General features: G+C 41.5%; 14 protein-coding genes. 9 read left to right on the forward strand and 5 right to left on the reverse strand.

Annotated elements, in window-relative coordinates; all coding sequences use genetic code 11:
- Positions 1-66: 66 nt before the first annotated feature.
- The 8 genes from K1X66_09625 to K1X66_09660 all read left to right on the forward strand — a co-directional run bounded on the left by K1X66_09625 (position 67) and on the right by K1X66_09660 (position 11,694).
- Entirely contained in the window at positions 67-3,369 is a 3,303-nt protein-coding gene (locus K1X66_09625) for a proprotein convertase P-domain-containing protein (GenBank protein ID MBX7158629.1), read from the forward strand.
- A gap of 13 nt (positions 3,370-3,382) precedes the next feature.
- Positions 3,383-5,128 carry a proprotein convertase P-domain-containing protein gene (locus K1X66_09630; protein MBX7158630.1) on the forward strand — a complete coding sequence of 582 codons (1,746 nt, stop codon included), beginning with the start codon at positions 3,383-3,385 and terminating at the stop codon, positions 5,126-5,128.
- A 45-nt stretch (positions 5,129-5,173) separates the two neighbouring features.
- Positions 5,174-5,707 (forward strand): hypothetical protein, encoded by a 534-nt coding sequence (locus tag K1X66_09635; GenBank protein MBX7158631.1) that lies wholly within the window; start codon positions 5,174-5,176, stop codon positions 5,705-5,707.
- A 79-nt stretch (positions 5,708-5,786) separates the two neighbouring features.
- Entirely contained in the window at positions 5,787-7,268 is a 1,482-nt protein-coding gene (locus K1X66_09640) for a hypothetical protein (protein ID MBX7158632.1), read from the forward strand.
- A 92-nt stretch (positions 7,269-7,360) separates the two neighbouring features.
- Positions 7,361-9,040 carry an ABC transporter ATP-binding protein/permease gene (locus K1X66_09645; protein MBX7158633.1) on the forward strand — a complete coding sequence of 560 codons (1,680 nt, stop codon included), beginning with the start codon at positions 7,361-7,363 and terminating at the stop codon, positions 9,038-9,040.
- A 65-nt stretch (positions 9,041-9,105) separates the two neighbouring features.
- Positions 9,106-9,501, forward strand: coding sequence for a hypothetical protein (locus tag K1X66_09650; protein MBX7158634.1), 396 nt, complete (start codon positions 9,106-9,108; stop codon positions 9,499-9,501).
- Positions 9,498-11,345 (forward strand): hypothetical protein, encoded by a 1,848-nt coding sequence (locus K1X66_09655; protein MBX7158635.1) that lies wholly within the window; start codon positions 9,498-9,500, stop codon positions 11,343-11,345. The genes K1X66_09650 and K1X66_09655 overlap by 4 nt, the downstream gene beginning before the upstream one ends.
- 136 nt (positions 11,346-11,481) lie before the next feature.
- Positions 11,482-11,694 carry a hypothetical protein gene (locus tag K1X66_09660; protein ID MBX7158636.1) on the forward strand — a complete coding sequence of 71 codons (213 nt, stop codon included), beginning with the start codon at positions 11,482-11,484 and terminating at the stop codon, positions 11,692-11,694.
- Between the two features lie 9 nt (positions 11,695-11,703).
- Here the strand turns inward: K1X66_09660 and K1X66_09665 are convergent, their stop codons facing one another.
- Both K1X66_09665 and K1X66_09670 read right to left on the reverse strand, forming a co-directional pair.
- The gene (locus K1X66_09665) at positions 11,704-12,270 is read right to left on the reverse strand and encodes a methyltransferase domain-containing protein (GenBank protein ID MBX7158637.1); all 567 of its coding nucleotides are present in this window, start codon (positions 12,268-12,270) and stop codon (positions 11,704-11,706) included.
- Positions 12,270-12,638: a translation initiation factor gene (locus K1X66_09670; GenBank protein ID MBX7158638.1), complete on the reverse strand. Its 369-nt coding sequence runs from the start codon at positions 12,636-12,638 to the stop codon at positions 12,270-12,272. The genes K1X66_09665 and K1X66_09670 overlap by 1 nt, the downstream gene beginning before the upstream one ends.
- A 58-nt stretch (positions 12,639-12,696) precedes the next feature.
- Here K1X66_09670 and K1X66_09675 point away from each other — a divergent pair, with 58 nt between their 5' ends.
- The gene (locus tag K1X66_09675) at positions 12,697-12,831 is read left to right on the forward strand and encodes a DUF3096 domain-containing protein (protein ID MBX7158639.1); all 135 of its coding nucleotides are present in this window, start codon (positions 12,697-12,699) and stop codon (positions 12,829-12,831) included.
- Here K1X66_09675 and K1X66_09680 read toward each other — a convergent pair.
- The 3 genes from K1X66_09680 to K1X66_09690 all read right to left on the reverse strand — a co-directional run.
- A complete protein-coding gene (locus K1X66_09680; GenBank protein MBX7158640.1) occupies positions 12,828-13,577 on the reverse strand; it encodes a putative 4-mercaptohistidine N1-methyltransferase in 750 nt (249 codons plus the stop codon). The two genes, K1X66_09675 and K1X66_09680, sit on opposite strands and share 4 nt — an antisense overlap.
- Before the next feature lie 4 nt (positions 13,578-13,581).
- Positions 13,582-14,727 (reverse strand): hypothetical protein, encoded by a 1,146-nt coding sequence (locus K1X66_09685; GenBank protein MBX7158641.1) that lies wholly within the window; start codon positions 14,725-14,727, stop codon positions 13,582-13,584.
- A gap of 51 nt (positions 14,728-14,778) precedes the next feature.
- Positions 14,779-15,399 (reverse strand): hypothetical protein (locus K1X66_09690; protein MBX7158642.1); only part of this gene is annotated, 621 nt, incomplete at its 5' end.

A 15,399-nucleotide genomic window follows, 5' to 3' on the forward strand; every position in this document is an offset into this window, starting at 1 on the left:
TCTAATTTTAAAATTTTTTATTTTTTACATTATTTTTACACCATTTCCCTTTCTTTTTGCAAAAATGTGAATAAATTGCCCCATTGTTTTATTGTTATGCCAAGGAAAATTTATTTAGCTGTGTTTTGTATGCTGACATTGTCTTACTCAGCAAGGGCGGTGTCACCCCAACCTCCGAATGGAAATAATGTTTCTTCAAAAAGCGTTGTTTTTGACCAAAATCAACCTCTGCCAATTCCTATGAATGGCGATCCCATGGAGGTTACTTTTAATGTTCAGGGAGTGGAAGGCAACGTTTGGGATATAGATCTAGAAACTTTTATTAAGCATTTCACACCAAATGATTTAACTATCATTTTAACAAGTCCATCTGGAAAAAGTGTCACTCTCATGTCGCATGAAGGCAAAGCCATGCAACAAACGAATATTGTTAGCGATCTAGCCGTGTTGCATACCAATACTGTTCCCCCTAACGCCAAACCTGATTTTCCCTTCGGTGATTTTAATCTTCAATTTTTCAACGAAGTACTCAATGGAGCTCTCTGGGACGATCAAGCGGAGTTAACTGTTGGACAAGTTCAATATTCTACCATGGCTCAATCACAACAACCCACCCTACAGCCCGAGGGTGCTTTGGACGCTTTTCGTGGGGAAAACCCCAATGGTTTTTGGAAATTGACCATTATTGATAAAACGCCTAACACCCAAATCACAGTTACAGGCACTGAAACATGGGAGTGGACTAATGATGATGAAGGATTTCCAATTGCTATTTTGCCTGGTCCTCCAGGGCAATACCAAATCGACTTCGTTTGTGATAACAAACAAATGCAATTTCAGTGGGGTAGTTTAATCACTTGTGATCATACTTTCTTATTTTATAATCCTAATCTTGATGAAACTGGCTATGATTTTTTCTTTAGACTCAAAGCTGATTCAGAGCTACCAATAAATAACAGCGATCAAGAGCTAATCAGTGCCACATTGCACATCACTAGTCTTACCGAAAATCATCCTTTCAAATGGGCTTTTGCTACTAACAGTATTCAAACTGCAATCCAAGATGCCTCTGTTACCAGTTCAGATATTATTGTAACAAACTTAGGAAATAACCTTAAGGAGCTAAAACTCTTCACCGAACTACAACACAACTTTTGTGGTGATTTAAAAATTTCTTTAACTTCTCCTTCCCAAAAAATCATTCTGATTTCAGCCAATAATGGCGGTAACTTAAAAAATTTATTCACTGATACACTTTGGGATGATCAAGCTGTAACGCCCATCACAGACGCAATTTGTCAAGATAATGTCACAAAACACACTATGATTCCAGAGGGTAAATTGGCAGCATTTCGCGGAGAAAACCCAAACGGAAAATGGACTCTAACTGTAACTGATCAAGCAGGTAATAATAGCTCCGGCCAACTTTTAAAATGGGGATTACGTTTCAACACCTATATTAACCCAATCCAACCACCTGCTGCATTGCCTATCCCTTCTGCCCCCTCTGAAATAACAACATCTGTTTTTAATTTTACCAATGCACAAGCCTCTCAAATTCTCAATTTTCAGCCAAAAGAAATTCCATTCAACGTGGAAAATCTACCTGGCACAGTTTGGAGCGCAAACCTAACCACTTTCTTTACTCACCCTTCTAGTAAAGATTTGGAATTGAAATTAACCGCTCCTTCAGGAGAAGAAGTTATTATTTCAAGCAAAAACGGTTATCAGCACGGACCTTTTGATGAAATTTTCATGCTCGACCAAAATGTTAATCAACCCAACAATACTCCCGTCTTTCCTTTTCCGAACTTTATTCCACCTCCTTATAGCCAGGTTTTTAATGGAACCCTTTGGGACGATCAAGCTGTGTTACCAGTTGCTGATGAAGATTACCTTATCGGCAATCTGCCTCATTTCCAATTAATTCCAGAAGGCTCATTTGATATATTCAAAGGTATAAATCCCAATGGTGTCTGGAAATTAACTATCCTAGATGGGCGAGATAATCAACCCATCAAAGGAATACAACATTGGTTAGATGGTGATAGCCCTATTCAAGAAAACATTATTGGCACAACAGGAGCTATTGCCAGCAATATCCTACAAATAGTTACTGCTGCAGGTGAGGTAACTACGAAGGAAAAAAGTTTTACCAATACAGAAACTATAGCAATTAACGACTTAGAAACTAAAATTTCTGAAATCAATGTGGCTGACATTGGCAATGTCATTGAACAAGTTAAAGTTTTTACTAAAATCACACATCCTAAATCAGGAGAGCTTAATCTGAAACTCACTGCTCCTTCAGGTAAAACTGTTATTCTTTCCACAGGTAATGGTGGTGATAACGCAAATGTGTTTAATGGCACGCTGTGGAATGATCGAGCACCAGGTGATCTTCGTGTCACAGGCGTTAATTTTGTGAACGGTCAGGCCCAACCTTTGCTCATCCCCGAAGGTGCTTTATCCCCATTTCGAGGTGAAAATCCCAATGGCAAATGGACCTTATCCATTAGCGATACCAAGGCCGGAGGCAATACAGGCAATCTGCTAGAATGGAGCTTACAAATCAATAGCTACCTCAGTACATTACCACCCGTTGATGGATTTCCTCATATTCCCAAGCCTTTACCACCAGCTAACTTTACCAAGGGTAATGACTACGTTTTCGGCCAAAAAGGGAAAGTTGCCTATCTTTTAAAACAAGAAGACGGTAAAAGCTTAAGCGCACCTATTACCCTAGGAAACTTGCCTGCCAAACATAAAATTGTAGCAGCCAATCATTTTGCTATTCCGGGTCAATCCAATCAAATGGTTTGTGTGATTCTTCAAAATAAAACTCAATTGTTTGCCAAAGCCGTTGGAGCTAATGGCAGTAGTTTTAGCGATGCTCCTTTAACACTTCCCAGCCTCACCGATCGTAAAGACAAACTCGTTGCCAGCGGTGATTTAAATCGTGATGGGTACAATGATCTCATCATCCAAGGTCGTCGTAAAAGTGTGCAAGCTTTTTTAGGGCCTGAATTTAGCCCTTTCCCTCTGACGAATATTTTTAAAAAATATGGAAAAGTCGTGGGTGTGGCTGATGGAAAAATCTTAACCCGTAAAAAAGGTCTTCTCTATGCCACTACGGTAGGCATTGAAAGTAACGGCTTCACCCCTACAACTACTTTAATTGGCAATGGCTTAAAATCATCGCTTAAAATTCGCGGCGTAGCCGATATTCTCAAGAAACCCGGCCTGGAATTAATTACGCAAGAAGGAAATAAAATTGGCTACGGCCCTCTTAATTTGAATGGATCTTTTGGCTATCTTTACACCAATCGAACCGATCTCTCTCTAGGAAAAGCCGTAGGCCCTAAATAAATTTGTTTGCTTTATGAAATGGCTTGCTTTGACATTTTTATTTTTTGCATCTTTTGTAAAAAGTTTTGCTCTATTGGAAACACCACCTCCCAATGCTGCATTGTTAAATTTTACCACTTCGTTGACTCAATCAGCTCCTATTTCTGATCTTTCCACCAATGAATTTACATTTTTTCTCAATAATACCACAGGCGTCGTTTGGGATGTAAAACTTACCACTACCCTTGAGCATCCTCGTCCTTCTGACTTAGAAATTTATCTAACATCCCCCCAAGGAACTTCCGTGCCTTTAAGCTTGAGAAACGGCACTACCAATAGTGCGGATCTTTTTAATAATTTATCATGGCAAAGCCAAGCACCTGTTCCTATCACCGATTATGTTGTGACCAATGGCATTTCTCCGGCTACAGTCACTCCTGAAGGCTCATTTGATGCTTGCTTTAAGGAAAACCCTGAAGGCACCTGGCAATTAATTATTATTGATCGTGAAGCGGGCATGAGCGGCTTTTGCAGCAATGCAACTTTATCCGTAACGACTTTAGTGGGTAATTCCATTACACGAACTGGTACGTTTTTTGCCGCTAATTCTGTGACTGGAACTAATTTACCAGGCCCTATTCTCAGCTTATCTAGTAATGCCTTTTTCTTGGAAGTTACTAATGTTGGTCCTTATCTTTCACAAATTAAAGTTCAAACCTGGTTACGACACACCTTTAATTCAGATCTTGATATTTACCTTACCTCACCTGAAGGCACAACCGTTACCTTAACCACCGATAACGGCGAAAATAAAACTGATGTTTTTAATGGCACGATTTGGGACGATCAAGCAACTATACTTGCTACCACTGCGCGTTATACTAATTCCACGCCTATTGAATTTCTGATCCCGGAAGGTTCCCTGGCTGCATTTCGCGGTGAAGATCCAAACGGAACTTGGACACTTCGAATTTTTGACGATGTTGCTTTGGATGAGGGAGTTCTTGATGACTGGGGATTAATTCTCGATACTTTGCCTGGACTCATTACCGATGTTACGGGCGATCATTACACTGATATTGTAACCTCAAAAGGACGCAAAATTTATGTATTGCAGATGATTAATGCAGCCCCTCAAGGTGCCTCCTTTGCTGGTCTTATTCCTAAAAAAAATAAAGCAGTTGCTATTAACGAATTTACCGGCGATCAACAGGCAGACCTTTTATTACAACAAGATACTTTTCTTTCCATCATGGCTTTTTCCAATAGTTTCCTTATTAGCAATTCCATCACCCTTTCCGGGGACGTCATCCGACCTAAATATAAAGTCGTGGCGACAACAGACCTCAATCAAGATGGTCTCGTCGACATCATTTCACAAAATAAAAGTCAGTTGGGTTTAACTCTGGCTCGTAAAGACGACGGAGTTGTTAGCTACCAGTTTCAACCTCTGGAAATCGGTCAAACGGGTAAAATCGTAGGTGCCGATCGCACCAATTTGTTCCAACGCGTTAAATCCAGTCTCTACTCTATCCCTGTTGTCAATGAAGGAAGTAATAACTTTCATTTAGGTGATCCCATTCTCATTAGCAAAGATTTGCGTCCCACTTTTCAGATTAGTGGTGTTGCAGAGTTATCACCGCTAGAGCCCGGCAACGAATTCATTATTCAAAGAGGTACCACCATCGGATATGGCCCCACCAATGTTGCTCGCAACATTACCACTCTCTATAAAGGTAAAGGACAAGGCAATATCGGTCGTGTTGTGGGTCCTCGTTAAGCTTTCTAAGCTGGACTTTTTCATTCTTAACGCCAAGTTTACCTTATGGCGCGTTATCTTTTTGGTTTCGTGATAGCTTGGTTAATTTGCCAAACAGCTTTTACTCAAACTTTAGTCAAACGCACTTATTGGGAAGTCAAAATTTCTGAGGATCAAAACTACGTAGTGGCTCTCGATGCGATCTCTTCTGTTGGACTTCATAATTACATTGTAGATGGCGTATTGGAGGTTACAGAAACCTCCATCGACACGGAAGGCACAGCATTAGCTCGTTTTTATTACATTGAAAAATTGGAAGATACTACCTCTCCAGCGCCTGGCTTAACGGAAAAAGTGCAACCCGCAATCGAAGCAGCTAAAAAAGCTAAAGAAGCCCTGGAAACTCTTGCTGGAGGCGAAGCTAACAATCCCTTGGAATCTAAAAAAGTAACTAAAAACTATCCTGTCACTACCCATGCTAAAACGATCGAATATCGACTTGCAACCAAAGCCGATGTAAAAAAAATTTACGATAGCGTGAGCAAAGCGCTCAAAGAAAATTTAACAACCACTCAGGATTTCAGTAAAAGTGATAAATAATCTCATTTTTCAAAACAAAAATTCTCACTTTTTAATAAAAAACTTTTTGTGTTTTCTCTAAACTCAATTAAATTAATAGATGAAAAAATCATTTTTTTTAATAACTCTATTTTTATTTTTAAAACATAACTCTTTTTGCCAAGATTGGGAATGGGCTAAGCGAGCAGGAAGTATTAATAACGTTCCTTATCCTCTTCAACAACTCGACGCCAGCTATTCTTGTGCGGTCGATAAATTAGGACACTGTTATATTACTGGTATGATTTATAGCCCCAATCAAACTGATACCGTTGCAGATTTTGATCAATGGGTTATCCAAGCCAAAACACCCCCTACTCTTTACTTAGCTAAATATAACAACAATGGTAATGTGGAATGGGTTAAAACAGTTACTAACGCCGTAGGGCGCGCAGTAGCGGTAGATTCTCAAAATAATGTTTATATCACTGGTAAATTTGGTTCACAAACCGTTTTTGAACAAAATCAGATCCTTAAATCCTTAGGTTCTAGCGATGTATTTTTAGCCAAATATACTCCTGAAGGACAATGTTCTTGGGCTATTAAAGGCGGCACGACTTCCGGAGAAGATGAAGGCCTAAGCATTGCAATCGATATTCGTAATCGTATCTACGTCACGGGCAAAGTCGGACAAGGCTCTGGAAATTTCGAACATACTCCTTTAAAAGTTAATATCCCTAATAATGAAGGAGGCGATTTACATGTCGCTTTCTTAGCCCAAGCGGATCCTAGCGGTTATTGGGAATGGGCAAAACCCACTGTAGTTGAAGGTAGTTGTGCCTATAGCACAGGATACAGTATTGATACCGATGGTTTAGGAAACATTTACATTGCAGGCATCTATTCGGGCGGTTGTTCTTTCAGCAATACTATTAAATTAATTAGCACACTCAACGATGAAGATGTGGATGGATTTGTGGCAAAATATTCTTCAACCGGACAAGCCATTTGGGCAAAAAAAATTGGCTCCCCCCAAGCCGGCTCCAGCCAGGTTACCCAAGCTCTCATTGTTGACAAAAAAAATAATATTTACATCACCGGCCATTATCTCTCTGGCATCACTATTGGTAATATTACCTTTCCTTCGAAACCTTCTCAAGCTGCGGATGCTTACCTGGCTAAATTAAACTCGAATGGATCAGTTCTTTGGGCAAAAAACATTGGGAATCCGGTCGACCACGAAAACTTTAACACCTATGGCTGGTCTCTAGCACTTAGCGACTCGGACGCCGTTTATCTGGCAGGAGAATTCACACATGAAGTCAAATTCGATGCTAACAACTCTTTAATTCATCCTGACTTCGTAACTCCTAAGTTATTTTTAGTCCGCTATAATTCAGACGCCACCTTCGGTTGGTCCTCTTACATCGAAAAACAAGGAGACGCCTATCCTTGGGGCCTAGCGAATTTTATAGAAGAAAATAAAGAAAATCTTTTTATCACTGGTGAGTTCCATAATTTTATGATTTTAGGAAATTACTTTCTACAAACTATAGGTGACGGCGACATCTTTCTCGCAAAAGGAGTCGTAAAAAAATATTAAACTCTTTGTAGTTATCCCTCATAAAAAGAGGCAAGTTTGACTTGTCTCTTTTCTTTTTATAAAAGATCAAGCTAAGCTCACTATGCATCTTTATGCTTAGCCTGGACCATATTTCCTACCAAACCGCCGCGCCTTCAAACGATGCTCAACCTATTCTTCACTCCGTCTCAGCCACTTTTAACATTCCTTCCTTTTCAGCTATTTTAGGCCCATCAGGATGCGGCAAAAGCACCCTATTAAAAATCATTGCTGGCATTCTGGAACCTAGCCAAGGCAATATTTTTTGGAATGGACGCAATCTTGTAACCGAGGGCGATTTATTACCCGGCCAAATCGGTTACGTTCCCCAATTCAGCATTGCCCACGAAAACCTCACGGTCGCTGAAAATATTCAAATCGCATGCCAACTGCGTATGAATCGAATTTCTTCTGAGGAGCTAAAACAAAAAGTAAAAAACCTTTTAAATGATGTCGGCCTCCAAGAAGTTGCGGATCGTCCCACTCGACTCATTTCAGGTGGACAAAAACGCCGACTCTCCCTTGCCATGGAATTAGCTAGCGCTCCCACCCTCCTGCTTTGCGATGAAGTGACCAGCGGCCTCGACCCCCAATCTGAAACGGAAATCCTCCATTTACTTCACCAACTCGCGCAACAAAAAAAATGTCTCATCCTCAACGTCACCCACAGTCTGAACCACCTGGAACTTTACGACTCCATCACAGTGCTTTACCAAGGTCACCTAGCCTATCACGGACCCTCCGCTTATCTCCTCACCCACTTTGGCATTCATCACCCCGAAAACCTTTTCCCCACACTTCTCTCGCAAGTTCCTGAAAATTGGAGCTCTCACCATTGGACAAATTTAGAAACAGAATCACACATCAGTGAAGAAAACAGAGAAGAAATACCAACCATCGCTTCACCCTTGCGACAATTTTTCATCCTTCTCAAACGACGACTACTACTTTTTTATCGTGACCGCTCACAATTTGCGCTTCATCTCCTACTACTTTTTCTTTTTCCAAGTCTAGTCGTATTATTTGCCTATCGTGGTTTGCCTCAAATTCAAAACCTCAACATGGGCCAAGACATCAACCTCATTCAACAACTCAAAGAAACCGTCACATTCACTGCGCAAACTAGCAAAATCGGAAGCTTAGTTTCAGGCCTCATTTTATTTCAAGTGATTCTACTCACCCTCATGGCATCCAACAATTCGGCTCGCGAAATCGTCGCCGAACGACTTTTACTAGAAAAAGAAAAACTAGCCGGGCTCAATATCTCAAGTTACCTCGCAAGCAAAATTCTTTTTTTATCTTTTCTCGTAATCGCTCAATCCATTTGGATGACACTGTTTGTCAAAACCATCTGCCGCTTTCCTGGCTCCGTCCTACCTCAAATTATTTTACTCACCTTTGTCAACGCCGCCGTCACAGCCACCTGTCTGGCTATTTCCAGTTGGTCTCGCACTACAGAAAAAGCCTCTTTAATTTCTTTGTACATCGTCGGCTTTCAACTTCCTCTGTCGGGTGCCGTTCTTGCTTTACCCTCCTGGCTCACTCATTTCGTCCAACCCTTTATTGCAACCTACTGGAGCTGGTCAGGCATGCTTCAAACCATGCGTGCCGAACGTATTTACGATCTCGTTATCGCAATTTCTGAAACCGCTCTCTCCCCACTACTTCTTTGCTATTGGGTATTAGGCGCGCACACCTTACTCGCTATCTTTCTTGCCTACTTAGGCTGCTGGCGAAGCGCCTGGGACAATTAGGCATTCACTTGAAACTCGAAATAAATTTGTCAACCCTATCCATTCCTCTTATACTTTAATAAGTTATGCCCCGTCGTGCCAGCGCCAAACATCATCCAACCATTTGGATTTTTGTAGTCGGTCTCATTATTATTTTGGGAGCTGGAGGCTACTACCTTTATCGCAATGTCAACGATCCCTTTCGAACATTACAACCCTTAGACGTTTCCATTTATCTGGAAAACTCCAATAGCCTGCGTGGCAACACCTATAAAATCCAAGCCACCATTCAAAATTCTTTAGCCTGGTCCCCTAATCTGGGTCGGCTTTTTTCTGTCGCTATGGAATCCGGCGAACCTTTGCCTCTTTTAGTTCCTGTACAATTCAATCAAACCAATTTGCAAAAAGGACAAAAATTTTTCTTTAAAATCAAAATCAGTGAAAAAGGCATCCTAACAGTAGAAGACCTGAAAAAATCATGAAACGCAGATTAATCATTTTAGAAATGTTCTGCCTATGCGCTAGCTACACTCTTTTCGCGCAAGCTCCCGACACCGCTCCCGCAGCACCCACCACTCCTGCCGCGTCCGCGCCCACCGAGTCCACAACGAGTGATTCCAAACTGCTTGGCAAAGACCTTCCCTTTTTCAATCCTGGCAATGAAATCGTCACTTGGGATGGCAAAAATTGGAACATTTCAGACAATCGAGTTTTTCGAGCGCGATTCGAAAAATATCTTAACGCTCCGGAGCAAACTTCTCAAGACGACGTTGCCTATCAAAAAATCATCGACCAAATCCTCGAAAAATTGGCGCCTAAAAAAGTCAACGCTACAACTCTCGATGAAGCTTGGGCTCTTTTACCTGAAGCTTCTAACTACAAATCCGATGCCCACCTTTGCGACTCACTTTCCGACGCGGTATATGCTTCCTGGCTAGCCAAAGAAGAAATTCAACGCCTTACCAAAGCCAATGAAACCTTAGATCGCCAAAAAAGCTCCATCGAATGGAACATGAAAATGGCGGTGCAAAATCAGGATCTGGAAAAAAGTCCGCCCAAAAATCCCTTCGCTGCTGCGGAATGGGCCAAAGAACAAGAACTCAAACGCACCACTCGTACCCAACCTTACCTCGAACGTTTAGCTGACATCAATACGCGATTGCTTGCAAACCGAACCAAAAAAGAAGCATCAGAACTACAAACCAAAATCGAATTCCAAGCTCTCATTGTTCAATTTTTTCTTCAACGCCGATTCCAACACGTTGTCATCGCCAACCGCTTCTATCGCTCCATTTTTGGCGATGGCGACACTCAACTACGTGTTGACGACCCGATGAAAAATCTTCTCACCCAAGGCAGCGGCTTACCCGCCACCATCGGACTCCTTGATTCCATGGCAAACGAAGCCATGCGTGACGTTACCGAAGGCGTCGACGCTTTTAATTTCTTACTAGAGAAAGAAGAACTCGCCAGCGCCACACAGCGTCTTCAAGAAGCTTTCACCGTCGGCGAATATCTTCCTGCCATTCGCACGCTGTCTCGCGATAAAAAACGCCAAGCACTCGACTTTGCTCAAAAGTCCAATCAACTCATCTCCGCCTTGGAAGTTAAGGATTACACTCTAGCAGAAAACCTCGTAAATGAACTGGAAAAAATGGCAAAAGATTTTGATAAGTCCAAACCCTTAGCCGCTATCGAAACCGCAAAAACCGTCAGCGGCATGCACCTTGCTAAAGCGCGCACTGCTGCCGTTAGCGGCGATCGTGCCACCCTGGAAACGGAATTAAAAAATGCCATGGAAATCTGGCCGCGTAACCCAGAACTAGCAAAAGTTTCTGGCGCCATCTTTGAACAAACTGATATCCAACAACAAGCGCTAGTGGATTTGGAACGTTTGATGAGCCAAAAAAATTATCGTCAAATCTATGAGGATCGTGTCCGCTTCATCGCCGCCGCAGCGCTTTATCCCGAAAAACAAGAAAAACTCGCCACTGTTTTGGAAAACATGCAGCTCATTGAAAGCAGCATTATTCGCGCTAACGAAATATCAAAACGTGGCGATTATGCCGGCGCATGGGAAAGCGTCGAAAAGGTATTTCAACAATTTCCCGACGATAATAAACTCAACCAAGTTCGCGCCGATCTTACCACACAAGCTGCCGACTTCGTACGCAGCCTCCGCACCGCTCAAGACTTAGAAAAAAAAGAGCAAACCGGCTCTAGCCTCGCTTGGTATCTAAAAGCCCAACGACTTTATCCCCCTAGCGAATTTGCTAAAGAAGGCATTGCTCGTTTGGTTAAAAACATTCTGCCGGAAGAATCTTAAAAGTTGATACCATTTTGTTAAAAAAGATTAAAATCACTCACTTCAGAACCACTGCTTTTAATTGATCGCTAACCCTTTCAATATCAAAATATATTAAAATTTGACAACCGCTCCTTCATAGGTTTTATTCTCCTTAATGCAAAAACAACAAACCTCTCGCAATCCTTTCGATAAAATAACTGAGGTCTCTTCATTTTTAGACAGACTCGATTCACCCTCAGTGGCAGACTATGCTGCTTCTTGTGCCGCTCAAGGCAAACCTATGGATCCAATGGTGTTAATTGATATAGCAAAAACGATCAATGGGCCGAATAATTCCATAAAAACAGGTGGCATGGGAATGTTTTAAACTTCGTCCTCACACCATTTTTTGATAAATGCGTAGCAACTCTCTCCCTTCTCGACCTTCATAACTCCGATTAGGAATCCACTCTTTTTCTAAAGTAAAATAGGGATTAAAAAGTAAGTCTAATTGTGTTACTTTAATCCCAAACGGCGGACCTTCTTCCACTTCGGGATTTAAATAAAAAATGCCCAATAACCTGCCGTTCACCTTCAAAACTTCATAAACCGATTTCACATAAGCTTCGCGTTGATTAGGATCAATCGCACAAAAGCAAGTGTGCTCCACAACCCAATCAAATTTCTCTTTCCAGGCCTCAGACAAATGAAAAAGATCGCCCAAAACATATTCGACTTTTCCCAAAAATTCTTTAGCTCGCTCAATCGCCGTTGGCGCAACATCCAAGCCCGTGACATTGGCTCCCCGACTCGCTAACAAACGCGCATCGTGACCCAACCCACAACCCGGGACCAAAACCTTTCCTTTAATCGGATGATCCTTCAAATAATCTTCCAAAGGTGGCGCAGCATAACCTTTATCCCAAGGCGTGTCACGGACTCGATAACGCTGTTCCCAGTCCATCAACGCACTCCATCCACGCGAAACCCTTGGTTCTCTAGGAAGTTACGAATTTTCGCCGGTTGATCCCCTTGAATTTCAATTTCTCGATCCTTCACTGTTCCGCCGCATCCACAAAATTTTTTTAAACCTCGCGCCAACTCGTCAATCTCGCGAAGATTGATTCTCGATTCAAACTGCGAAACCACAATCACCGCCTTACCGGCGCGTTGTGACGTCTCTTTACGCAATACCACACGCCCTTTTTTTGCAGTGACAACCGAAGTAGATTCCGAAGAAGAAACAGGAAGTCCCTCCAGGTGAAATGCAGCAAAAGGCGAACTAAGCGGCGCCGACTCACCCGAGGTAGGAATGCGTTCTTTCTTTTTCATAAGATCCTTTTACGAATAAAAACGTGCAAAAAAAACTTTTTTTTATAAACTTAAAAATATGCAAATTAATCTCACCTATCAACCTCTTCTAGCTTTAATCGCTGGCATTTTAATTTTAATTGTCCCGCGACTACTTAACTACATCGTTGCCATCTATTTTATCATTATTGGCATTGCAGGCCTGATTCGCTAGCGCTTTCGCCAAACCGTGGCTTCGGCTACGCTCCATTGATATTTTCGCGCATGCTCGCGAATTAGGAAAGGCATGTCATGACACTCCAGCAACTCAAAATCCGATTCCAATAAAGATTGAAGTGTATCCAAAGTAAAAATTGATTTTTCATCACGTTTTATTCCACCCAACCATTCCTCTTTTGGTGTCACAGTTTCCAACCAAGTGTAAGGCGAAGTAATCAGCAAAATTCCTTTAACCGCTAAAAAAGAACTGATTTTTTCCAAACATCGCTTGAGTTCAGGCAATCGATCGATAAGATTAGCCATCAGCACAAAATCAAACACTCCCAATTTCGAATCAAGTTGGCAAGCATTACCATGAATAAATGTCACCTTATCTCTTATAATATCCGAAGGCACCTGAGCTACAAACTGCTCCACCAGTTCACCTTCCAAAGGAAAAGAATAACTTAATTCACCGTTTTGCTTTAATTGATTCGCCGTTGCAATAAAACGTCGAGAAGCATCCAATCCGATGACCTCATCAAAATTTTTTGCGAGTTCAAAAGTTGATCTTCCCACAGCGCATCCCAAATCCAACGCCCTTCCCTTTTTTTGAGACCAACGCACGCCCAATTCCGCACAGCGCACTGGAAAATAAAGCGCGTCAACGGGTCCAAAAGAATAAGGCAAAATCTCTTCACGCTTGCCGTAATGAAACAACAAATATTGCGCCAACTGTGCGTCAGACTCGTAATCCACCATACTATCAAACAGCCAATAAAGACCGCAAATAAGCTGAAGGCTTATAGTTCTCGATTAACACTTCCACCGATCCATTGCGATAAAGCCGGACTTGCGGCGCTTCAACCTCTGGCGTTTTATGCGGAGCAAATAAAATATCATCATGCGTGGCATTTTTCGCTTTCGCAAATTTATCGGGTGTTAAATGTCCTCCCAAATGATCACTGCGACCTGTCGCAACATGAAACGTGCCTAAAATTTTTTCATCTTGAATATCCCGACCCGCAAAAGGCAATTCTTGAGTACCAAAACCCAGCTCACCTAACTCGCCCGTCACCGGATCATTTTTTAATTTCTTTTGATGCTCTTCGATAGTCGATTTCTCTCCATACAACAAAGTTGCTTCCACAATTCGCCCTCCCGTCACTCGCATCAACCCCAACGTTCCATCTTCATACTTCATCGGGAAAAACCCTTCTGCGCCCGTTGGCACATAATAAATTTCGCCTGCCGGCAAATTAGCCACATCCGGATTTCTACCGCGACACAATCCATGACTTTTCTGCGCTTCTTGTTTACCCAATTCCAATGTTAACGTATAAGGTTTGTTCGCCACCTTAAAATCAATCTCCACCTTATCCGCACGCGTCATTCCCAAACGCAATTTTTCTGCCTGACGGCTCACCTCCTCATAATCTACCGATAAGCCTGTCGCTAAAATCGTAGCGTTCACTCCGTGCAATGTAGCGCCCCGAAATCCGTAGCGCTTAGCGAACGCCGTCAAAGGCGCCGTAGCAGAATAAGTCGAAATACAAAGTAAAATATCATAGTTAGGATAAATATCCTTTTCCAGGCTCAGTCGCTTCCCGCTTACATCGTAAGCCACATCCTTCATATCCAAATTACTTCCACCCGTAATTTCATAAGCATAAAGCTCGCCTCCTTGCAATTTTAGCTCCTCCAAAACCCCTTGTTTTAACCCTTCATAAAAAACTTCCACCGCATATTTCTGAATCAAAAGCTGAGGATCTTTCAAAAATTTTAACCCTTTCACATTTGCCGGATGAAGTAAATCAATTAGAATGCCAATCTTTTCTCCAGGTTGAGGCGCAAAAACCGTGCGCAATAATCGACTTAAACTGAAGGGAGGGAAATGAGAAACGGGTTGCATAAAGTTTAATCAGTTAAGATCGAGAAAAATAAAAAATCAAGAAATGTAATCTCAAAGATTATTTCCTAGCCAAGCCAGCAACCAGAAAAAAACCATCGGCCAATACATGAGATTACCTAAATATTCTGACCATTTAGATTGAAGAGTCTTCACACCTTGCAAATCCGAGGAAATAATTTTTCCTTTAGCAAGGTTTTCAAAAAGCTCATCCTCTCCCATGCGATCACATATACCTCTTACATCTCCATTTTCAAAAACTGCTGTGAATCCATCAAAAGGAGTAAACAAATTAGGATTACCTATTACTTTAACAATCTTCATTGAGATGGGTTGCCCAAATTCCTGCAATATAATAATCTCCGCTCCAACACAAGGATAAAGCAATTTATTTTTTGGATGGTTCCAACCAAAAATAATGCAAATAATAAGCACGAACCATCTTACAACAAAAGCTTCTTTTTCTGTTAATTTTCTTAACTGAAATGTAAATATTACAAAGAAAGGTAAGGCAGGTAAAAACCAATTCATACCGTTATTAATGGCCCCACTCGCTATAAACAAAATAGAAATAATTAACAGCGACCATTTTTTAACTAATGCGTATGATTTAATCTTATTTAAGTAAAAATAGCTTTGCTTTAACATAGACATAAAATTTATTAAATGACGGTG

The organism is Verrucomicrobiia bacterium (assembly GCA_019694135.1).
Lineage (GTDB): Bacteria > Verrucomicrobiota > Verrucomicrobiia > JADLBR01 > JAIBCM01 > JAIBCM01.